This window comes from Yoonia sediminilitoris (assembly GCF_003058085.1).
GTDB classification, from domain to species: domain Bacteria; phylum Pseudomonadota; class Alphaproteobacteria; order Rhodobacterales; family Rhodobacteraceae; genus Yoonia; species Yoonia sediminilitoris.
Genome location: NZ_QBUD01000016.1, coordinates 41663 through 62125 on the forward strand (window position 1 = coordinate 41663; position 20463 = coordinate 62125).

Below are 20463 nucleotides of genomic sequence, written 5' to 3' on the forward strand. Positions count from 1 at the left end.
GATGCCGACAAAGGCGAATGGCAGGAGAAACCCCAGTTATCCCCCCGCAAAAAGAACGAAATTCCATAGCCAATGCCACACGATCAGTGGCCACAGGTTCCCGATCCGCAGTGCCAAAGGCGCGAGGAAAAACCCCACCAGAAACGTAAAGCCCAACCGCTGCATCATTTTGGGCCATGATTGCCCCCCAAGGCTGTTCACAACGTGCAGCATTGAAAGGCAGGAGCACTCAGCATCATCGCCTTGAGCGGCGACAGCGCGGACAGGCCCGCACGCAGCAGAACACCCCGAAACATCAACTCTTCCGAAAAACCTATCAGGAAAGTCGTCAAAAGCAGAAGTTCCAGCACCCGTCAGTCCGCATCTGCCAACGTGCCATCGAAAATGCGTGGCAAAAGCACCCAAAGCATAGCCCCCAGCACGGTAAAGGCTGGCAGCATCCAAACAAGCTGTCCCTAGTCAACCCGTCCAAAACCGCTACCACGCCATCCGAAATGCCACACCGCAACCGCGATTGTGAAAAGCGTCAGGACAAGTTCGACGCGCTAGAAATGGGTGATCATCTCGGACGTTCCGTAGAGGGTGCCATCAAACCGATAGGCATAGCCCATGCCCAACGCGATAATCACGATGTAAAGACTAATGGCGTAAATCCCGACCCGTAGGCTAGGCATGCGATCTTCCTTTACAAGGCACCCCCGCGGGCCAACGTCGCTGTCGCACGGGGGGCTTTCAACGCAAAAGCCCGAACGCAGTGTTTGCGTCCGGGCTTTCAAATTTGGTCAGGTGGGTTTCAATCCAACCGGGATTTAGTGCAGCTTTTCGGATACCGTCGTGATCGCATCATCAATAAGAGTACCGGCAGACTTTGCGTCCATCTGCTTGGCCATGACATCCTTGGCGGCACTGACAGCGACAGAAATCGCCTGATCGCGGACGTCCTTTACAGCGGCAGCCTGCGCGCTGGCAATCTGCTCCTCTGCGGCGGCAAGCCGACGGGTGATCGAGCTGGCGATCTCATCCTTGGCAGCAACGGCGGCGTTAGACGCTTCTTCCTTGGCCGACGCCACGATGCGCGCGGCCTGCTCCTGCACTTCTTTTTGCTTGCGCTCGTAAGAGGCAAGCAAAGACTGCGCTTCTTCGCGCAGGACTTTTGCTTCGTTCAGCTCTGCCTTGATGCCGTCTGCGCGCTTGTCCAACATCCCGCCCACAAGCGAGGGAACCTTGTAATAGACCAAAATGCCCACAAAGATCAGGAAGGCGATAATGACAACGAAATCAGTATTCTTCAGCGAAAAGAACACGTCGCCCGCTGCCAGTGCAGGTGATGCGCTGAGCGCGAACAGGGCTGTGATCAGAAATCTCATGACTTACCCTTTCATCCGCGCCGAAACGGCGGCGGTGATTGTTTTTGCGTCAGCCGAACCGCCCATTGCAGCGACCAATTCCTTGGTTGTTGCCTTGGCCACGTCGGTAACGCTTTTAACTGCGCCTGCGCGAATTTCAGCGATGGCCGCCTCTGACTCGGCGGTCTTGGCAGCAATCTGAGCGTCGGCCTTTTGCAGCTCGACATCCAGTTCTGCCTGTATCTCAGCTTTCGCCTCTGCAACGATCTTGTGTGCTTCAGCGCGTGCATCGACAAGTGCCTTTTCATAGGCGGTCTCTGCCTCGGCGGCCTTGTTCTTCAGCTCTTCTGCTGCGGCGATATCGTTGGTGATGGTCCCCGAACGCTCTGCCAGAACTGCACCGATGCGTGGCAACGCAATGCGGGACATGACAAAATAGATCGCAACAAGTGCGACCAGCAGCCAGAAAATCTGGTTTGGGATCCAGTCTGCGCAAAGCTGCGGCATACCAAGGGCAGAGCCCCCTGCATCAACGCATGCACTTGCGACAGTATCGTTTGTTTCTGTTGCCATGATGGCCCCCGAATACCTTGAAAGTTTACTGGCAGGTCAGCAAAGACCTGCCAGCCGTAAGGATATGGGTCGTGTTCTTAAACAGCGAACATCAGCAGAAGCGATACGAGGAATGCAAAGATCCCCAGCGCTTCGGCGAATGCCAGACCGATGAACAATGTAGCTGTCTGCGATGCAGCAGCGGATGGGTTGCGCAGCGCGCCTGCCAGATAGTTGCCAGCAACGGTACCAACACCGATAGCAGCGGCACCTGAACCGATTGCAGCCAGACCAGCGCCGATGTGTGCGAGTTCGCCTTCCATGAGTATTCTCCTTACGATTGGAAGTTAGAGGTGAGCGATGCGCGTTCTTGCGCACCGAACATTAGTGTGCGGGATGCAGTGCGTCTTTCAGATAGACACACGTCAAAATAGTGAAAACATAGGCCTGAATACCGGCCACCAGGACCTCAAGCCCGTAGATCGCGGTGATGCCAAGGATCGCGACGGGGCTGACCAGTGTCAAAGCCGCAAAGCCTGCGAACACCTTGATAACCGCGTGACCAGCCATGATGTTGCCTGCCAAACGAATGGAGTGGCTGACAGGGCGCACGAAGTAGGAAATCACTTCGATCACGGCAATAATAGGACGCAGTATCGCAGGCGCGTCCGACATCCAGAACAACCCAAGGAAAGCTGCGCCATTTTTGACAAAACCAAGGATCGTCACCGCGATGAATACGCCGAAACCGAGGATGGCCGTAACTGCAATCATTGATGTCGGGCTGTAGGACATCGGCAGCAACGCCAGATAGTTCGCAAACAGGATGAACAGAAACAGCGTCATGATGTAGGGGAAGTATTTCACGCCGTCCTTGCCGGTGACGTCTTCGACCATCTTGTAGATGAAGCCATAGATCATCTCGCCAATGCTTTGCAGCTTGGACGGCACAATCGCGCGCCCACGCGTGCCAAGGACGAACACGCCGACAATCGCCAGCACTGCAATCGCCATCCAAAGCGTCGCGTTGGTCACAGTGTACCAATGCACCGGCCCGTCACCGAACAACGGCTTGACGATAAACTGGTCCAGCGGATGGAAAACCAGACCACCTTCGGAATGTTCTTCAGTCGCCACTTGCGTCACCCTTTTCTTTTGCAGCTTCTTGCTGCTTCATCTGCACTTCCTTGGCGGATCGCATCATGGTCAAGACACCAGCCGCGAGGCCAAAGAAAATAAACAGCACCAAAAACAACGGCATCGTCCCAAACAGGGTATCCAGTCCGTATCCGATGCCAAAGCCAATCGCGAGACCGGCAACAAGCTCTATCACCATCCGCCAGGCAAGCTGCGCCTGAGAGTAGTGTTCTTCCGAGTGGTCCTTGACCGTTTCCGGCTCTTTGAGCGCCGCGATCTTCTCCTCGAGCGCCTTGAGACGGTTAGGGTCAATCGGGTCAGTCATCGTGTTGGACCTTCTGAAAGGTTGGGTGAGGTTTATGTTGGCGACCAGAGAGAGTCAAGCAAAGCTGATACCTGCATAACCCATTGATATAAAACATAAGAACAAGCGTTGCGGTCGACCTGCCCCACAGCGAAAGCCCCTGTTTGCTGTGCGTGGCTTATTTAACCAATCGGTTGATTATCGCCACGGCGATCAGGGGACCGATCACGAAACGCTGGCTTGGCTGCCCATTGGTTGCTAGGACCATGGCAATGGCCCAAACACTTGACACCATTTTTGCGGCGCTTGCCGACCCCACCCGCCGCGCGATCCTGTCGATGCTGCTGGAAGACGACATGGCTGTGACCGACGTGGCCGAGCCTTTTGCCATGTCGCTGGCCGCTATCTCAAAACATCTGGGCGTGCTGACTGCGGCTGGCCTTGTGACCCAGGAAAAGCGCGGCCGCGTGAAATGGTGCAAACTGGAACCGGACGCATTGCGGGATGCATCGGTCTGGATGCAGGCATTCGGCCAGATGGAAGCGGTTGATCTTGATCAGTTCGAAGCGTTCCTTGCCGGGGAACTCGAATAGCCCCAAGCCAAGGCTGCCCCGCTACCCTTCGTCCCGCAGCAGCAAGACAAGAGCGACCATCGTCAGGCCGACCCCCAGAAAAACGAGCATGGGCGGCACCGCCCCGCCCAGCGCCACATCCCACAGGATAACCCACGAGGGAGTCAGATAGGTGTAGGCCATCACCTTTGAACTGGGCAGCCTGAGTGTGGCGAACTGTAAAAGCGTAAAAGTGGCTGCACTGGCAAAAACGGCAGTGTAGCCAATCGTAATCCAGACAATCGGCGGCAGATCCCGCCAGACGGTCTGCTGCAAATCGGACCATCCGACAGCGGTCAACATGATTGCACCTGCCAGCAGCACCCCGAATGAAAAAACGACGGCAGGTTCACCCCGGTTCAGCTTGCGCACCAAAGGGGTATAGACCGCGTGCCCGACACAGCCCCAGAAATATATCCACTCACCCTTGCCAATTTCGAACCGCAAGATTGCAGCGATATCCGCCCGAAAAATGACCCAGACCGCCCCGACCGCCCCAATCGCCAAGGCAAAACCCATGCGCGGCGTCAGCATTTGCCGCAACAACAGATAGCCAAAGCCTGCGGTCAGGATCGGTGTCAGCGTAAAGACCGCCGCAGCGCTGACTGGCGGAGCGGTTTTCAAACCCTCAAACATCAGCACAAAATAGGTGACAAAAAAGACGGCCAGGATGACATATCGCCAAGGTGCCGCAGCCGCCTGCCTGCTGAAACCCGATGTCATTGCAACAACAACGCCCATCACGACCACTGCAAACCAGAATCGCACGGTGTTCAGCGCGAGTGGGGTAATGTCATTGGCCGCCAGCGCACCCAGCGCAAAAGACCCCGCCACCAGCAGCGAAAAAAGCAACATGGCCAGATGTCCGGCCCTTGCAGGTCCCATCACAGAGCAGGCTTCCTGACCTGATCCTTGAGAATCCGCAAGAACGCCTGCACCTTGGTCGTCCGGTGCAGATCGACATGTGTAACCAACCACAAGGGCGCGGCCCATGTGTCAAGCCGGGGCATCACTTCGGTCAGTTCAGGATGGTTGGCCAGATCATGGGCGCCGACAAACCCGATGCCTGCCCCGGCCAGGATAGCATCAAGCATATTGCGGTTGTCATTGGCGCGATATTTGATGCGGTCATCGCTGACGACGCCGCGCAGCCACCGCTGAAACGGGGCACGGCTGTTCTCGTCGTCACTGGCCACAAACCAATGGTTCTGAAGATCTCCCTCGCCGTCGGGCAACCCGTGCCGCGCGATGTAGGCGGCAGAGGCAACAAGTGCGACATCAAGCGACAGGAAAGGTTGTACAACATTATCAGGCTCTTCGGGCATGGCACCTGCCCGGATCGCCACATGCGCTTCCCCGTATTCAAGGCGGAACAACCGGTCACCGGTCTGATAGCGCACCGTGATGTCCGGGTTTTGCTCCTGAAAGGCAACAAGGATTGGGGTCAACATGCGCGACAAGCCGTCTACCGACGTCACGAGCAAATCGCCCGACACGCCTTCGCCTTGCCCCCTGATCCGTCCGGCCAATTGAGTGAACTGGTCGTCCGTGGCCTTTGCCACCTGCAGCAAGTCCTGCCCGGCCTCCGTTGCCGTATACCCGCGGGCATGACGCTGAAACAGCTTGACACCCAAACGGGATTCCAGCGCGTCGATATGGCGAATGACGGTTGCATGATGCACGCCCAATTGCTCAGCGGCACCACTGACCGTGCCCTTGCGGGCCACCTGGTAGGCGGTGCGTATTTCGTCCCAGTTATCCATGCGGCAAACCCTGTGCGAAAACAAACATAGTGGCGGCGTTATCCGCAAATTCGTGCGTCAGCGCAAGGGCGGAACCTACCAAAACCGTAAGATGAATCTTGATCCATTCCCGTTTCGGGGTGGACGACGCCGCAAATGCACTACCTCACACGCATGAAAAAAAGCATCAACTTCCTGCGCGGCGCGCTTGCGCTTGCATTTCTTTATTTCGGCCTGCGCAAACTTGTCGGCTATCATGTCGACGTCGCGATCTACGAGGCGATCGGCTTTGGTCAGTTCCCCCGCTATATTACCGGCACGGTCGAGGTCACTGGCGCACTGCTATTGTGGAAGCGAGGTCTGGAAGGGTTTGCAGCACTTCTCTTGCTGGCCACTGTAACCATCGGGCTTTGCGCGCTGCTGTTATGGGTAGGCCCCCCATATTGGCACATGATCGCGCTGATTATTGCCAGTTCTACAATGGTTGGGCATCATCGCAGGCAAATTCTGCAATTGATGGGCTAATCGGGCCATGCGCACATGTTTGGCCGCAAAACAGTCATCCATGACCTTGCAGACCCAGAAAGAGCACCAAAACGGGGTCCCGATACATCCGGCGGCGCTGGTGCTGACAGGCGGAATGGATGCAGGAACCCAACCGGCCACAGAAAACCATTACGGGGGCAATGGGACCAAAAGGCAGCCGATGCAATCAATGCATCGCTTGCCAATATTGTTGACTCAGACCGCCGCCGGGCGTAAAGGCCCCTTAAACCCCGGATTGCAACAGCTTTCCGGTCCCCGTTTATCAGGGGATCGCCCTCCGTCAACGCGTTGCGTCCACGGGGGCGCTACTGCTTTTCGCTTTGGCTTCTTATATAGCCAAGGCAACCGAAACGACTAAGGGGCCCACGGCCGATGTTTGAGAATCTATCTGAACGCCTGTCAGGCGTCTTTGACAAACTCACCAAGCAAGGTGCGCTTTCTGACGATGATGTGAAGACCGCCCTGCGCGAAGTGCGCGTGGCGTTGCTCGAGGCTGACGTCTCGCTACCCGTCGCCCGTGATTTCATCAAGGCTGTGCAGGAAAAGGCCACAGGTCAGGCCGTTACGAAATCGATCACCCCCGGCCAGCAGGTCGTCAAGATCGTGCATGACGAATTGCAGCATGTTCTCACAGGTGACGCAGATCCCGGTGCGCTGAAAATCGACAACCCGCCTGCCCCGATCCTGATGGTCGGTCTGCAAGGGTCGGGTAAGACAACGACCACTGCCAAGCTGGCCAAGCGCCTGAAAGAACGCGAAGGCAAGCGGGTGCTGATGGCCTCGCTTGACACCAACCGCCCAGCCGCGATGGAGCAGTTGGCGATTCTGGGTGGCCAGATTGGCGTCGATACATTGCCGATTGTCCCCGGTGAAGACCCCGTCCAGATCGCAAGGCGCGCCAAGACACAAGCCGGCTTGGGCGGCTATGATGTCTATATGCTCGACACGGCTGGCCGTCTGCATATCGATCAGGAACTGATCGCCCAAGCCGCCGCTGTACGCGACGTGGCCAACCCGCGCGAAACGCTGTTGGTCGTTGACGGCCTGACTGGGCAGGACGCGGTCAATGTGGCGCAGGAATTCGACGACAAGATCGGCGTCACCGGCGTGGTCCTGACACGTATGGACGGTGACGGGCGCGGTGGTGCGGCCCTGTCGATGCGGGCCATCACCGGCAAGCCAATTCGCTTTGTCGGTCTCGGCGAAAAGATGGACGCGATCGAGACCTTCGAGCCGGAGCGCATCGCAGGCCGCATCCTTGGCATGGGCGACATTGTGGCCCTTGTCGAAAAGGCACAGGAAACCATCGAGGCCGAACAGGCCGAACGCATGATGAAACGGTTCCAAAAGGGCCGGTTCAACATGAACGACCTGAAAATGCAGCTTGAGCAGATGATGAAAATGGGCGGCATGGAAGGCATGATGGGCATGATGCCCGGCATGAACAAAATGGGTAAACAGATGGCCGAGGCGGGCATGGATGACAGTATCCTCAAGCGCCAGATCGCCCTGATCAATTCGATGACCAAGAAAGAACGCGCCAATCCTGACCTGCTGGCCGCCAGCCGCAAGAAACGCATCGCCAAGGGGGCGGGGCTTGAGGTGTCCGAACTCAACCGTCTGGTCAAACAGCACAAGCAAATGGCTGGCATGATGAAAAAGATGGGCAAGGGCGGGATGCTGAAACAAGCCATGAAAGGCATGTTCGGCAAAGGCGGTGCCATGCCTGACATGAACGACCCAAAGGCGATGGAAGAAGCTGCCAAAGCAATGCAGGGTAAAATGCCCGGCGGCATGCCCGGCTTGGGTGGCGGCATGCAGTTGCCACCGGGACTGTCAGGATTTGGCAAGAAAAAATGACGCCCGCCCCGACCCTCACCACAGCCCGGCTTTTGCTGCGCGGCCCTGAAAAGCGCGATCTCGCCCCATTCACGAAATGGGTGACGACATCCGCGCGGATGAAGGCTGTGGGCGGCAACGACAATGAGGGCAACGCATGGCGCGGGTTTCTGGCAGGTATCGGCCACTGGCAGTGGCACGGCTATGGCCTTTTCACGGTGACGGACAAGGCAACGGGTATTGCGGCCGGGCGCGTTGGCATTTTGCATCACGTGGAATGGCCACAGCCGGAATTGGCATGGCATGTCTACGACGGGTTCGAGGGCAAATCCTATGCGTTCGAGGCGGCCTGCGCTGTCCGCGAATGGGCGGGCGGTACGCTTGGGCTGCAACCGCTGATATCGCTCATCGCGCCGACGAATTTCCGGTCCCTGAATCTGGCCACACGGCTGGGCTGCGTCGAAGAAAGCCGGGACAAGGTACGGGATGAAAAGGTCATTGTCTTTCGACACTTGCGTCATGACGATCCGCGCGCGCGGACCCAGGCATCACGGGCAATCGCATGACGTGTCTCGCGCTTACCACTGACCGGCTGACCATGCGCCGCCCTGTCGCTTCCGACTGGGATGCCTATCACGACTTCATGATGTCGGACCGGGCCGCATTTTTTGGCAGCAGTGGCGATTTGGCGGCAACCTGGAAAACATTTGCCGCCGAACTGGGCCATTGGCAGATGTACGGTTGTGGCATGTGGGCCGTCACGATGACCGGCAACGATACAATCATTGGACTGGTCGGCCCATGGTGCCCGCCGCACTGGCCTGAAAAGGAAATCGGCTGGATCATGCTGTCGGCTGATGTGGAAGGCAAGGGGATCGCCACCGAAGCCGCACGTGCTGCTTTGGCCCACGCCTTTGGCGGTCTGGGATGGGAAACGGCAGTCAGCTATATTTGGCCGGAAAATCTACGCTCGATCCGGCTGGCAGAAAAGCTGGGTGCTGTCGTGGACCCGACCGCAACCGGCCCCGCTCCCGAAGTGTTGGTCTATCGGCATCACAAACCGGAGCCGTCGCAATGATCCCGGTGCTTCACACAGAGCGATTGACACTGCGCCCGCCGGAGTGGGCCGATTTTGACGCCTATGCCGCTTTCCGCGCCTCGCCCCGTTTGAAAATAGTGGGCGGGCCCTTTAACCGGCGGGAAGCGTTTCACCAGTTGTGCGCCATCATCGGCCATTGGGGCCTGCGCGGATTTGGCCGCTGGCTGGTTGCTGACAAAGGGACGGACGCGCCTTTGGGCGTTGTCGGGCTCTACCTGCCTGAAGGCTGGCCTGCGCCAGAACTGGCCTGGTCTGTTTTTGATGCGGCCGAGGGCAAGGGCATCGCGGCCGAGGCCGCACGCGCAGCACGCGCCTATGCCTATGATACGTTGGGCTGGCCATCGCTGATGAGCGCCGTGCATCCGTCGAATGCCCGCGCCGTGGCGCTGGCAAAACGGTTGGGCTGCACGCCTGATGGCACGTTTGAACACCCCGACTACGGGCATTTGCAGATCTGGAACCATCCCGCCCCACAGGATCTGACATGAACCGCACATTTTACCCTGACCGCAAGAAAGGAGCCGGCAATGACTGATGCCGCAACCCGTGCCGCCGAGATCCTCAGAGGTCATCGCGAGAGCATTGACCGCCTTGACGCGATCCTTGTCTATACGCTGGGCGAGCGGTTCAAACATACGCAGGCTGTCGGTGTTTTGAAAGCTGAACACGACCTGCCCCCGTCCGACCCCGCGCGCGAAGAAAAGCAGATTGCGCGGCTCACCGACCTTGCAAAACGGGCCGATCTTGACCCGGAATTTGCCAAGAAATTCCTGAACTTCATTATTCAGGAAGTCATCCAACACCACAAACAACATCAATCGTAGGATGGGTTGAAACCCATCTTACGGACCCATCTGTAAGGAGAAAATCTGATGGCTATGAAAATTCGTTTGGCCCGTGGCGGCTCCAAAAAGCGCCCGTTTTATGCGATCGTTGCGGCAGACAGCCGTATGCCCCGCGATGGCCGTTTCATCGAGAAACTGGGCACATATAACCCGATGCTGCCCAAAGACAGCGAAGAGCGCGTAAAGATGGACATCGAGCGCGTAAAGTACTGGTTGGGCCAAGGCGCGCAACCTACCGACCGCGTGTCACGCATGCTGGAAGCCGCAGGCGAACTGCCAAAGAAAGACCGCAGCAACCCCAAGAAGGGCACACCCGGCAAAGCCGCCCAGGCACGTATCGAGGAAAAGGCCGCCAAGGCTGCTGCCGCGGCAGAAGCCGCCGCTGCCCCTGCCGAAGAAGCCGCTGCGCAAGAGTAAGACATTTTGCGTTGCCCGGACATGCGTGCCGGGCAACGCCTCCCTTGCCGCATGAGGCCTCATGTTTCGCTTGTTGCGCCTGATCATCTTTTCCCTATGCGCATTTGTGGCGGGGATATTTTATGAACGAAGTCATGCCGGTGATCGTTGCACAGCCGGTGGCGGCTTGTGGATCGACAAAATTTGCGTAGGAGTGGATCTGTCCAATGACTAACCGTGTAATCGTTGGCGCGTTGGGTGGGTCGTTTGGGGTGCACGGCGAGGTTCGCCTGAAGTCCTTTTGTGCAGACCCGCAGGCTATCGCCGACTATACCCCCTTGTTCACCGAAGATGGCCGCTGCTTTGCCCAGGTGATTCTGACAGGCCACCTGAAAAACGGCTTCACCGCCCGTCTGGACGGCGTCGTCACAAAGGAAGATGCGGACGCGCTGCGCAACATCGACCTTTATGCAGACAGATCCCGCCTGCCCTCTCTTCCCGACGACGAATATTACTACAGCGATCTGATCGGTCTCACGGTCCTTGACACCGGGGGCGCAACCTTGGGCACTGTCAAGAACGTGATGGATCACGGCGCAGGGGATTTGCTTGAAATTCAGGTCAAGGGACATTCCGAAACCGTCCTGCTGCCCTTCACGCAAGAAATTGTTCCAACTGTTGATCTGAGCGTTGGAAAAATCATCGTAAATCCCCCAGAGGGAAGCCTGCCGAACTGATCGCTGCGGCATTAGCGAGATGGTAAAATGAGCGTAATGCGAGACGGAGCGGCCGTTCGCGTGTCGCAGAACTCTGCCCAGTTGGAACAACTGCCCAGCGCAGTCCGGGCGGTGCCCGATCTACAACTGATGTCACACTCGGGCTCAAAGCAGTCTTTTCAAAGCTAAAACTTTATCGGGAAAGGTGCCGATCTCGCAAAATCGACGTTCTGAAATATAATTTTCATCCTCTCACGCCTTTGCGTCAGGCTCAGCCACATCGAACAAAGTTGCATTGGTGTATGCGTGCAATGCCGTTTTCTTATCCATCGCAATACCGTAAGAGAACGGCATGACCGAAAAGACCCCGAAATCTGCTGGCCGCGTCTCAGTTCGTCCGACGCTGAAGCCGCGCGAGTTGATCACCGATACCCCGGACCTTGTCGGCGCGTGGACCGCGCAGATCATCACCTTGTTTCCACAGGCTTTTCCCGGTGTGCTGGGCGAAAGCCTGACCGGACGCGCCTTGCAGGATGGGATCTGGAGGCTCGACACGTTTGACTTGCGCAATTACGGGATCGGCAAGCATCGCAACGTGGATGACACGCCCGCCGGTGGCGGCGCGGGCATGGTCCTGCGGGCCGATGTGCTGGAACAGGCCATTATGGACGCGCGCGGGCAGTCCAAAGGTGTTGCCCCGTTGGTCTACCTTTCCCCGCGCGGGCAGCGCTTTGATCAGGCCATGGCACGCTCGTGGGCGCGAGCGGACGGTGTCACCATGCTATGCGGCCGGTTCGAAGGGGTCGATGAACGGGTCTTGCATCATTTCAACATCCAAGAGGTCAGCCTGGGCGATTTTGTCCTTACCGGTGGCGAGATTGCCGCGCAGGCAATGATTGATGCGACAGTGCGTCTGCTTCCCGGCGTGCTGGGCAATGCTGAAAGCGCGATCGAGGAGAGTTTTTCGACCGGGTTGCTGGAACATCCCCAATATACCAAGCCCGCCGAATGGCGAGGGCATCAGATCCCCGACGTCCTGCTCTCGGGCAACCATGCTAAAATAGCCGCTTGGCGCCGCGCCCAAAGTGAGGCGTTGACCAAAGCCCGCAGGCCAGACCTTTGGGTCAAATTCCAGCAAGGGGATTAGGGGCCAATCCAAGGTGTTTCGCCAAATTTCAGCCATTTTCCACCGATATTGAGGTTCAAATCTTCAAAGGACGCGTCAATGACAACAATGCCGGATGCACCTGTAGCCCCGCGCCCTGTTCTGAGCGGTTTTGCGTTTGCCTTGGCCGCCATCGCCCTTGTCATGGTGCTGGTGAACTATGTTGCCGGCCCTTTTGCCCCCCAACAGCAGGTCGCCATCAGCCTTGGCGAACTCGCTGCTGAGATCGGCAAATCAGCTGTGCGCGATGTTTTCGGTGTCAGGCAACCGGCGCCTGAAGCCCCGCCCTGGGATCTGGATCGCATTCTGCGGGTCGCAATCATGGGAATTGCCGGACTTGCCGTAGTTTTGGGTGCCGGGGCTCTTATCCGGCATGAAAACCGCAGGCTCGCGGTTGCGGCGACGGCATTGGGCAGCACTGCCATTTTGTTGCAGGTCTTGGCGACAACACTTGCCATGATCCTGGGTGCATTGATCATTTGCGCCTTACTGGCCGCGCTGTCCGAGGTGTTCAGTTTTGATTTCTTTGGATAAGCTCTGAAACCATACTCCCACGACAAGCAAATCCCTTGATCGTTCGCGCACATCCGCCTATACGGCTGCAATCCCGATCAGCTTGCTGATTCCGGGTGTTGGTTTATGGAACCGCTGGATTGCTAAGAGGGTCTTCGTTGACCCACCCTTACCAGACAGGCCGGACAACCACAAAAAAGAAAAGATGACGGCACCCTGCGGCGGGCGGCTTTAGACCGGACCCGGGAACGATACGCAGCTCTGACGACACGCACACGTCGCGGGAAAACCCGTGCTAGATATAGGAGCGGATCAATGGATTTGATCGCACAACTCGAAGCGGAGCAGGTTGCTGCGCTGGGGAAAGAAATCCCCGATTTCAAAGCGGGTGACACCATCCGCGTCGGTTACAAAGTGACCGAAGGCACACGTACCCGTGTGCAAAACTACGAAGGCGTCTGCATCGCCCGCAAGAACGGCAAAGGCATTGCCGGGTCGTTTACAGTGCGCAAGATTTCCTTTGGTGAAGGCGTGGAACGTGTGTTCCCCCTGCACTCCACCAACATCGACAGCATCACCGTGGTGCGCCGTGGCCGCGTGCGTCGCGCGAAGCTGTACTACCTGCGCTCACGCCGCGGTAAGTCTGCACGGATCGCAGAAGTTTCCAACTATAAGGCCCCCAAGGGCGCAGAGGCGTAAGGAATTCTGTCATGAAAAAAGACACCCACCCAGATTACCACATGATCGACGTCAAAATGACCGACGGCACGATCGTCCAGATGAAATCGACTTGGGGCAAGGAAGGCGACACGCTTGCACTTGACATTGACCCATCCGTGCACCCCGCGTGGAATGGCGGCTCTACTCGCCTGATGGATGCTGGCGGTCGCGTATCCAAGTTCAAGAACAAATATGCTGGTCTTGGCTTCTGAGCCATTGCCTAAAAATTCAAGAAGAGGGGCTCCTTGTTATGCGCAAGGGGCCTTTTTTTCGAAGAATACAGCGCAACGCAGTCCGTACGCATCGTCGACGCATTCTGCTGCGCTGATGCCCCGCCGGAATTGCGAAATGCGTTAGGTGTATATTCGTAAATTGGTCCTATTGGTTCTCAGCAGGTTCTTTTTTTCGGAGCACGTTGATGCCAAGCACGTCGAATATCCCCCTCAAAATCCGTATTAGCGTAACAATGGCGATTGTCCTTGTTGCTGTTTGCGCGACCTTGATGATGATCTCCAGCAGGCTGTCAAATCAGTCCATGCTGGACGACGCACAGGCCAAGCAAGATATTTCTTTGCGGGTCGTGGCCGCAACTTTTCAAAATGCCTTCGATACTCTTGAATTCAATTACCGACCTGATGGCACGATAGCTCGCGCCACGTGGAACGATATTCCCAGTTTTGACAGCCATGAACTCGTCGATCAGGTGGGGTTGGTCTCAGGCGAAACAGCGACGCTTTTTGTATGGGATTCACAAGAAGGCGACTTTATCCGGGCGACAACCAACATCATCAAACCTGACGGAAATCGTGCCGTTGGCACCTATCTGGGCAAACAAAACCCGGTTTTCGCCGCCATGCAGCGCGGCGAAACCTACCGCGGTGAGGCAGTTATTCTTGGCAAGCCCTATCTCACCGTTTATCAACCCGTTTTCGGGCCGGGGTCGAATGTCATCGGGATTCTTTATGTCGGTGTCGAACGAACAGTCATTGATGCCGCAGCGGCAGCAAAAGGCAATGCGTTGTTGATTACGTCATCGGTCGCCGTTGGCCTCGGCGTGCTGGCCGTATTCTTTGTGACCTCTCTCCTCTTGCGTCCTCTGAATACGCTTTCTGATGTCATTGGAAGGCTGGCATCGGGTGATTTGGACATCGAAATTCCCTTTGACAATCAGACTGATGAAATTGGTGCGATCGCGTCGCGGGTGACTTCATTCAAGGCTGATATCCAGAACAACAAGAAGCTCGAAGCTGAACAACGGATCATTCAGGAAGAGCAGACAGTCGCGATGGGCTTTCTGGGCGACGGGCTGAAGCGGTTGGCCCAAGGCGATCTGACGCAGCGTATCCAATCATCGGTAACCCAGCCATTTCCAGCGCAGTATGAGCCGCTGCGCAATGATTTCAACGCAGTGATCGACAGCCTGTCTTCCACATTGGATGACGTCAACTTGGTTGCATCGGGCGTGACATCAACGGCCGGAAGCATCGCGATGATGTCCGATACGCTTGCACGCCGCGTCGAGTCACAGGCATCGACACTGGCACAATCCGCCAATACGCTGACCCAACTCAGCCAGTCGGGAAAAGAAATTGCTGAAAATGCCGCCAATGCTGATCAGATGGTCAGCCGCAGTCTAACACTTTCAAGCGAAAGCCGTCAGGTGCTGAACGATGCGACAAATGCGATTCAGGAAATTGAAGAATCTTCAGACCAGATCAACCAAATCATCGCTGTGATTGAAGATATCGCTTTCCAAACAAACCTATTGGCACTGAACGCCGGCGTTGAAGCCGCCCGCGCCGGTGAAGCAGGCAAAGGGTTTGCCGTCGTCGCATCCGAAGTACGCGGCTTGTCCATGCGTGCGACAGACTCTGCCCGTGAAATCCGGACGCTGATCACTGCAAGCAGGTCAAAGATCAGTGATGGGACCGTGTTGGTGCAAAACACAGGCCGGTCGCTTGGACAACTTCTGAGTCAAGTTGAAGAAATGGGAGCCGTCATCAAGGATATTGCCGTCTCACTCACTGAGCAGGCAAAAGGGCAAAGCGACGTAACGTCCAGTGTTCAGCAGCTTGATCACATCACGCAAGAGAATGCCGCATTGGGAGAGGAAGCCAACGCGGCCAGCGAAACGCTCAAAAATGAAGCCCAAAACCTGTCCAAGGCGCTCAGCACCTTTGAAACTGGGTCGCGCGGCAACACCGCGAAACTAGTTAACGCCGCCTGACTGACAATCAATTCGCGCGGTTGGCGCCCCACCAGATAACCCAAAAAGCCAAGCGCCTTAGTTGACATATCAGGTGCCGCCCGATGGACGGCCCATTGCATCTTCTGAACAACGAAGCGCCGTTCATTGTTGGGAGCGGCCCAATCAATTTGCGTCAACGGTGATGCGACGGTCATTAGACCGCAACCTGCCCCTACACCTTTAATAGCAGGCTGGCGCAATCAACTATTCGCATAAATCGACCGCGTTGAAAATGGCGCGAGGCGCACCAAGCCAAATTGTGGGAGTACCCTGCAGAACGGGCCTTCGGGCAACTCTGGCAACGCAATCGATCAAGCGACGGTTGCCAGAAAAGACCAGTATCATGCAGCAGACCGTCCACGCGCTCGTTTGCCGGCGCCACCGTGGCGTTTGGCACCGGATTTCGCTGACGCACCGCCCGGCTTGCCCCCGCCTCGGTGGCCACCGCCACCACGCCGTCCGCCACCACCGTTGGGACGTTTCTTCTGACCGGGCGCGATTTCCCAAGGGCGCCCGGATGCGACCGGAATGCTTTCCTTCATCGCTTTTTCGATATCCTGCAGCTCAATCATTTCATCCGGCGCGACGAGGGCCACGGCAGCCCCGTCCGCCCCTGCGCGCGCTGTACGGCCGATCCGGTGCACATAGTTTTCCGCCACATTGGGCAGGTCGTAATTATAGACATGCCGCACACCGGGGATATCAATGCCCCGCGCGGCAACATCGGTTGCCACCAGCACCCGCACTTTTCCAGCCTTGAAGGCCGTGATCGCGCGTTCGCGTTGTCCCTGGCTTTTGTTGCCGTGGATAGACGCCGCCGCAAAACCTTTTTTCTCGAGCACTTTGTAGAGTTTTTCACAGCCGTGCTTTGTCCGGCCAAAGACAAGCGCCAACTCATCACGATGTTTATCGAGCAATTCTACCAGCAGATCGGTCTTGGCGGCTTGCGCTACGAAATGCACAGACTGGTTGATCCGCTTTACGGCTTGTCCTGGCGGGTTCACCTGCACACGCACTGCGTCCTTGAGGTAGGTATCGGCCAATTCTGACATCAGTTTTGGCATCGTGGCGGAGAACATCATCGTCTGGCGCTCCTTTGCCAACAAAGGTGCGATCCGGCGCAGAGCATGAATGAAACCCATGTCCAGCATCTGGTCGGCCTCATCCAGCACCAGATAAATTGTCTCATCCAACCGAACCGCACGACGATCCAGCAAATCAATCAATCGGCCGGGGGTTGCCACAAGCAGGTCAACTCCGCCTGCCAGCCGTTTTGTCTGGGCCACAATGCCGGCCCCGCCGACGACAAGGGCTACTTTCAGATGGCTGCCCTTGGTATAAGCGGTCAGATTATCGGAAATCTGCTTGGCCAATTCGCGGGTCGGCGCAAGGATCAGCCCGCGCACGGTCTTGGGATTTGGCTTGACCCCTGCCTTCATCAAAGCGTGGATCATTGGCAAACCAAAAGCCGCAGTCTTGCCCGTCCCGGTTTGGGCCAGCCCCATCACATCGCGCCCGTTCATCGCGTGCGGGATGGCTTGGGTCTGGATGGGCGTGGGATCGGTGATCCCCTGTTCTTTGAGAACATTAATTAGTCGGGGCGCAAGGCCCAGCATGTCAAAATCCATAAAGGATATCCTACTCTTGCGGGAGTTCCCGCGCATATTTACGGCCCATCGCAACATGCAATGAACCCGTGCAAGGTTGCGCCAATATGCTGACAGCCAGAACCGCATTGTCCGGGCGCCGACTTGGCGCGGGACCCCTGCGTGATGTGGGAACCTGAAGTTTTAAGCGACGGCTTGCGAAAGACCGTTGAGGTCTCGCTCTGCTCACGCGGCAGGTAACGTCGGTCCAAGTCACATGATGTTTTCTGCGCCATCTGTCAAGCCTTGCCGACACAAGCAAACGCGATGCGCGCCGGACCTTGCAGAATAGTTTTTCGGACGCGCAATCCGCAAGGATCAAATCTTGCGCAGATTTCGCCATTTTCGCGTGGTCTCGGTCATCGGCCAAAGGCCATGGCACTTATCCACAGAAAAAAACCGACAACACCACAAGACGCGCTTTCGCTGCCCCACCCCACATCATATAGTATTAGAAGGGCACGCATGATGGGGACAGCAGCTTGGCACATATTATCGTCGTCGGCAACGAAAAGGGCGGCGCGGGGAAATCAACCGTGTCCATGCATGTGGCGACAGCCCTTGCCCGCATGGGGCACCGGGTCGGTACGCTGGACCTTGATCTGCGTCAGAAAACACTGGCCCGCTACATCACAAACCGGCAGACATTCCTGCACAATAAGCGGCTCGACCTGCCCTCGCCCCGCTATCAAGATCTGCCGGAAGTCGAACAAAGCAGCCTGAAGCCCGGCGATAACGCATTGGACCAGCGGTTGTCGATGGCCGTCAGCGACATGGAAGCTGACAATGATTTCATCCTGATTGATTGCCCCGGATCGCATACAAGGCTTAGTCAGGTTGCGCATAGTCTGGCCGACACGCTGATTACGCCGTTGAACGACAGTTTCGTTGATTTTGACCTCTTGGCCCACGTGAATTCCGACGGCGATGAAATTACAGGGCCGTCGGTCTATTCCGAGATGGTCTGGAACGCGCGGCAGTTGCGGGCGCAGGCGGGCCTGAAGCCAATTGACTGGATTGTTGTGCGCAACCGACTTGGGGCGCAAAACATGGTTAACAAGCAAAAGATGCAGAAAGTCATCGACAAGCTTGCCAAGCGCATCGGGTTTCGCGCCGCACCGGGGTTCAATGAGCGGGTGATTTTCCGCGAATTATTTCCAAGGGGGCTAACGCTCCTTGATTTGCGCGATATTGGCGTCAAGGGTATGAATATTTCCAATGTGGCTGCCCGGCAAGAGCTGCGCGAGTTGATAAAATCGCTCGACCTGCCCGGTGTGTCTGCGGATTTTTGACCCTGACGGGCACATTGGGTTGCGCCGCCAAGAGCGGTAGCCATTTACACACACAAAGAAAAGCCGTCAAAAGTACCTTTCGTTAAGCAAGACCGCGTCTTACTGTGCCTATAGCACGGAGGATTAATCTTGCGAAAATTGATTGAACTACAACGCTATGCCACCTTTGTTTTTGTGGCCCTCATGACGGTGATTTGCTTTTTTGCGGGCTTCTGGGCAAGCTGGGTTTTCATACTCTTTGCCATCTTCGCGGCGCTCACGGCTGTTGGCATTCATGACCTGTCTCAGTCCCGTCATGCGATTTTGCGCAACTATCCCGTTTTGGGGAATGCCCGCTTTCTGTTCGAAATGATCCGCCCGGAAATCCGCCAATACCTGATCGAAAGCGACCGGGAAGAGCAGCCATTCAGCCGCGAGCAGCGCTCGCTGGTCTATCAACGCGCCAAGGGAGACGAAGACAAGCGGCCATTCGGCAGCCATGAAGCCGTGTACGAGGCCGGTTATACGTGGCTGACCCATTCCGTCGTACCCACGCATTTTGACGATCTTGATTTCCGTGTCCCGATTGGCGGGCCCGCATGCAAACAGCCCTATAATGCGTCACTTTATAACATCTCGGCGATGAGCTTCGGGGCCTTGTCCGCCAATGCAATTCTGGCCCTGAACAAAGGGGCCAAGCTTGCAGGTTTCGCGCAGGATACCGGCGAAGGCGGGATCAGTCGCTATCACCGCGAAGGTGGCGGCGATCTGATCTATGAAATCGGCTCCGGTTACTTTGGCTGCCGTGATGAACAGGGCCGTTTCTCGCCCGAGAAATTCAAGAAGCAAGCCGCCAGCGATCAGGTCAAGATGATTGAGGTCAAGCTGAGCCAAGGGGCAAAGCCGGGCCATGGCGGCATGTTGCCCGCGTCCAAGATTACGCCCGAAATTGCAGAAGCACGCGATATCCCGATGGGGGTCGATTGCGTTTCACCTGCGGCCCACAGTGCCTTTTCGACACCGATCGAACTGATGGAATTTCTGGGCCAGTTGCGGGATCTGTCGGATGGGAAACCCGTTGGTTTCAAACTTTGTATCGGCCACCGCAGGGAGTTTATGTGCATGGTCAAGGCCATGCTCAAAACGGGCATCGTCCCTGACTTTATTGTCGTTGACGGAAGCGAAGGCGGAACCGGGGCTGCACCGCTTGAATTTGCCAACCATGTCGGGATGCCGTTGGTCGAAGGGCTGACCTTCGTGCACAATACCCTGCGCGGTGCCGGCATTCGGCGTCAGGTCAAAATTGGTGCCGCGGGCAAATTGGTCAGTGCCTTCGACATCGCCCGTGCCCTGTCGCTGGGTGCCGACTGGTGCAATTCCGCACGCGGCTACATGTTTGCGATCGGATGTATTCAGGCGCAGGCTTGCCACACAAATCATTGCCCTGTCGGGGTCACGACACAGGACCCCTTGCGCCAGCAGGCCCTGCACGTGGACAACAAAAGCCAACGTGTCGCCCGGTTTCACGACAATACGCTGAAAGCCTTGGGCGAGATGGCAGGTGCGGCGGGCCTGAATGAACCCCGTGACTTCCTCCCCTATCATTTCATGGCCCGCAAAGGTGATGGCCAGATGACCGAAGCTGCTGATGTTTACACGTACCTGCCCGAAGGTTTCCTGCTGGAAGAGGAAGGCGGCGACGAAATCTACCGGGTGCGCTGGAACCGGGCCACAGCAGAAAGTTTCGCGCCACCTGACGCACTTTAG

At 56.9% G+C, this 20463-nt stretch carries 25 protein-coding genes and 1 pseudogene; 16 read left to right on the top strand and 10 right to left on the bottom strand.

Annotation, left to right across the window (positions count from 1 at the left end; all coding sequences use genetic code 11):
• Nucleotides 1-36: 36 nt before the first annotated feature.
• The 7 genes and pseudogenes from C8N45_RS24165 to C8N45_RS20160 form a co-directional block, all read right to left on the bottom strand.
• Nucleotides 37-296: pseudogene (locus C8N45_RS24165) on the bottom strand (CPBP family glutamic-type intramembrane protease).
• Between the two features lie 249 nt (nucleotides 297-545).
• Complete coding sequence (locus C8N45_RS23960; RefSeq protein WP_258793345.1) at nucleotides 546-674, bottom strand: hypothetical protein; 129 nt, start codon at nucleotides 672-674, stop codon at nucleotides 546-548.
• A gap of 135 nt (nucleotides 675-809) precedes the next feature.
• Entirely contained in the window at nucleotides 810-1367 is a 558-nt protein-coding gene (locus C8N45_RS20140) for a F0F1 ATP synthase subunit B (RefSeq protein ID WP_108388344.1), read from the bottom strand.
• 3 nt (nucleotides 1368-1370) lie between these two features.
• Nucleotides 1371-1919, bottom strand: a complete 549-nt coding sequence (locus C8N45_RS20145) for a F0F1 ATP synthase subunit B' (protein ID WP_108388346.1) — start codon at nucleotides 1917-1919, stop codon at nucleotides 1371-1373.
• A gap of 77 nt (nucleotides 1920-1996) precedes the next feature.
• Nucleotides 1997-2221, bottom strand: a complete 225-nt coding sequence (locus C8N45_RS20150; protein WP_089993977.1) for a F0F1 ATP synthase subunit C — start codon at nucleotides 2219-2221, stop codon at nucleotides 1997-1999.
• 61 nt (nucleotides 2222-2282) lie between these two features.
• Nucleotides 2283-3035 carry a F0F1 ATP synthase subunit A gene (locus C8N45_RS20155; RefSeq protein ID WP_108388452.1) on the bottom strand — a complete coding sequence of 251 codons (753 nt, stop codon included), beginning with the start codon at nucleotides 3033-3035 and terminating at the stop codon, nucleotides 2283-2285.
• Nucleotides 3025-3360: an AtpZ/AtpI family protein gene (locus C8N45_RS20160; protein WP_108388348.1), complete on the bottom strand. Its 336-nt coding sequence runs from the start codon at nucleotides 3358-3360 to the stop codon at nucleotides 3025-3027. The genes C8N45_RS20155 and C8N45_RS20160 overlap by 11 nt, the downstream gene beginning before the upstream one ends.
• Before the next feature lie 251 nt (nucleotides 3361-3611).
• Between C8N45_RS20160 and C8N45_RS20165 the strand changes: the two genes are divergently transcribed.
• On the top strand, nucleotides 3612-3932 hold the full coding sequence (locus C8N45_RS20165) for an ArsR/SmtB family transcription factor (RefSeq protein ID WP_108388454.1): 321 nt from the start codon (nucleotides 3612-3614) through the stop codon (nucleotides 3930-3932).
• A 21-nt stretch (nucleotides 3933-3953) separates the two neighbouring features.
• On the opposite strand, the gene C8N45_RS20170 is transcribed toward C8N45_RS20165, so the two are convergent.
• Both C8N45_RS20170 and C8N45_RS20175 read right to left on the bottom strand, forming a co-directional pair.
• Entirely contained in the window at nucleotides 3954-4835 is an 882-nt protein-coding gene (locus C8N45_RS20170) for a DMT family transporter (RefSeq protein WP_108388349.1), read from the bottom strand.
• On the bottom strand, nucleotides 4835-5713 hold the full coding sequence (locus tag C8N45_RS20175; RefSeq protein ID WP_108388351.1) for a LysR family transcriptional regulator: 879 nt from the start codon (nucleotides 5711-5713) through the stop codon (nucleotides 4835-4837). Before C8N45_RS20175 ends, C8N45_RS20170 begins: the two co-directional genes overlap by 1 nt.
• Before the next feature lie 153 nt (nucleotides 5714-5866).
• On the opposite strand from C8N45_RS20175, the gene C8N45_RS20180 reads away from it, so the two are divergent.
• The 13 genes from C8N45_RS20180 to C8N45_RS20245 all read left to right on the top strand — a co-directional run bounded on the left by C8N45_RS20180 (nucleotide 5867) and on the right by C8N45_RS20245 (nucleotide 15758).
• On the top strand, nucleotides 5867-6217 hold the full coding sequence (locus C8N45_RS20180; protein ID WP_108388456.1) for a hypothetical protein: 351 nt from the start codon (nucleotides 5867-5869) through the stop codon (nucleotides 6215-6217).
• A 393-nt stretch (nucleotides 6218-6610) separates the two neighbouring features.
• Nucleotides 6611-8098, top strand: a complete 1488-nt coding sequence (ffh, locus tag C8N45_RS20190) for a signal recognition particle protein (protein WP_108388354.1) — start codon at nucleotides 6611-6613, stop codon at nucleotides 8096-8098.
• Nucleotides 8095-8643, top strand: coding sequence for a GNAT family N-acetyltransferase (locus C8N45_RS20195; RefSeq protein WP_108388356.1), 549 nt, complete (start codon nucleotides 8095-8097; stop codon nucleotides 8641-8643). The genes ffh and C8N45_RS20195 overlap by 4 nt, the downstream gene beginning before the upstream one ends.
• The gene (locus tag C8N45_RS20200) at nucleotides 8640-9155 is read left to right on the top strand and encodes a GNAT family N-acetyltransferase (RefSeq protein ID WP_108388358.1); all 516 of its coding nucleotides are present in this window, start codon (nucleotides 8640-8642) and stop codon (nucleotides 9153-9155) included. Before C8N45_RS20195 ends, C8N45_RS20200 begins: the two co-directional genes overlap by 4 nt.
• Nucleotides 9152-9664, top strand: coding sequence for a GNAT family N-acetyltransferase (locus C8N45_RS20205; protein ID WP_108388360.1), 513 nt, complete (start codon nucleotides 9152-9154; stop codon nucleotides 9662-9664). Before C8N45_RS20200 ends, C8N45_RS20205 begins: the two co-directional genes overlap by 4 nt.
• Before the next feature lie 39 nt (nucleotides 9665-9703).
• Nucleotides 9704-10000 (top strand): chorismate mutase, encoded by a 297-nt coding sequence (locus C8N45_RS20210; RefSeq protein WP_108388362.1) that lies wholly within the window; start codon nucleotides 9704-9706, stop codon nucleotides 9998-10000.
• Nucleotides 10001-10048: 48 nt separating this feature from the next.
• Nucleotides 10049-10438 carry a 30S ribosomal protein S16 gene (rpsP, locus tag C8N45_RS20215; RefSeq protein WP_108388364.1) on the top strand — a complete coding sequence of 130 codons (390 nt, stop codon included), beginning with the start codon at nucleotides 10049-10051 and terminating at the stop codon, nucleotides 10436-10438.
• A 206-nt stretch (nucleotides 10439-10644) separates the two neighbouring features.
• Nucleotides 10645-11154, top strand: a complete 510-nt coding sequence (rimM, locus tag C8N45_RS20220; protein ID WP_108388366.1) for a ribosome maturation factor RimM — start codon at nucleotides 10645-10647, stop codon at nucleotides 11152-11154.
• A 331-nt stretch (nucleotides 11155-11485) separates the two neighbouring features.
• Nucleotides 11486-12280 (top strand): tRNA (guanosine(37)-N1)-methyltransferase TrmD, encoded by a 795-nt coding sequence (gene trmD / locus C8N45_RS20225; protein ID WP_108388368.1) that lies wholly within the window; start codon nucleotides 11486-11488, stop codon nucleotides 12278-12280.
• Nucleotides 12281-12358: 78 nt separating this feature from the next.
• Entirely contained in the window at nucleotides 12359-12832 is a 474-nt protein-coding gene (locus tag C8N45_RS20230) for a hypothetical protein (RefSeq protein ID WP_133176023.1), read from the top strand.
• 294 nt (nucleotides 12833-13126) lie between these two features.
• Nucleotides 13127-13510 (top strand): 50S ribosomal protein L19, encoded by a 384-nt coding sequence (gene rplS, locus C8N45_RS20235; RefSeq protein WP_108388372.1) that lies wholly within the window; start codon nucleotides 13127-13129, stop codon nucleotides 13508-13510.
• 11 nt (nucleotides 13511-13521) lie between these two features.
• On the top strand, nucleotides 13522-13743 hold the full coding sequence (rpmE, locus tag C8N45_RS20240) for a 50S ribosomal protein L31 (RefSeq protein WP_108388374.1): 222 nt from the start codon (nucleotides 13522-13524) through the stop codon (nucleotides 13741-13743).
• A gap of 206 nt (nucleotides 13744-13949) precedes the next feature.
• Nucleotides 13950-15758 carry a methyl-accepting chemotaxis protein gene (locus C8N45_RS20245; protein ID WP_108388376.1) on the top strand — a complete coding sequence of 603 codons (1809 nt, stop codon included), beginning with the start codon at nucleotides 13950-13952 and terminating at the stop codon, nucleotides 15756-15758.
• Nucleotides 15759-16120: 362 nt separating this feature from the next.
• On the opposite strand, the gene C8N45_RS20250 is transcribed toward C8N45_RS20245, so the two are convergent.
• Nucleotides 16121-17407 carry a DEAD/DEAH box helicase gene (locus C8N45_RS20250; protein ID WP_108388378.1) on the bottom strand — a complete coding sequence of 429 codons (1287 nt, stop codon included), beginning with the start codon at nucleotides 17405-17407 and terminating at the stop codon, nucleotides 16121-16123.
• Between the two features lie 500 nt (nucleotides 17408-17907).
• Here C8N45_RS20250 and C8N45_RS20255 point away from each other — a divergent pair, with 500 nt between their 5' ends.
• Both C8N45_RS20255 and C8N45_RS20260 read left to right on the top strand, forming a co-directional pair.
• Entirely contained in the window at nucleotides 17908-18717 is an 810-nt protein-coding gene (locus tag C8N45_RS20255; protein WP_108388380.1) for a division plane positioning ATPase MipZ, read from the top strand.
• Nucleotides 18718-18900: 183 nt separating this feature from the next.
• On the top strand, nucleotides 18901-20463 hold the full coding sequence (locus tag C8N45_RS20260) for an FMN-binding glutamate synthase family protein (protein WP_108388458.1): 1563 nt from the start codon (nucleotides 18901-18903) through the stop codon (nucleotides 20461-20463).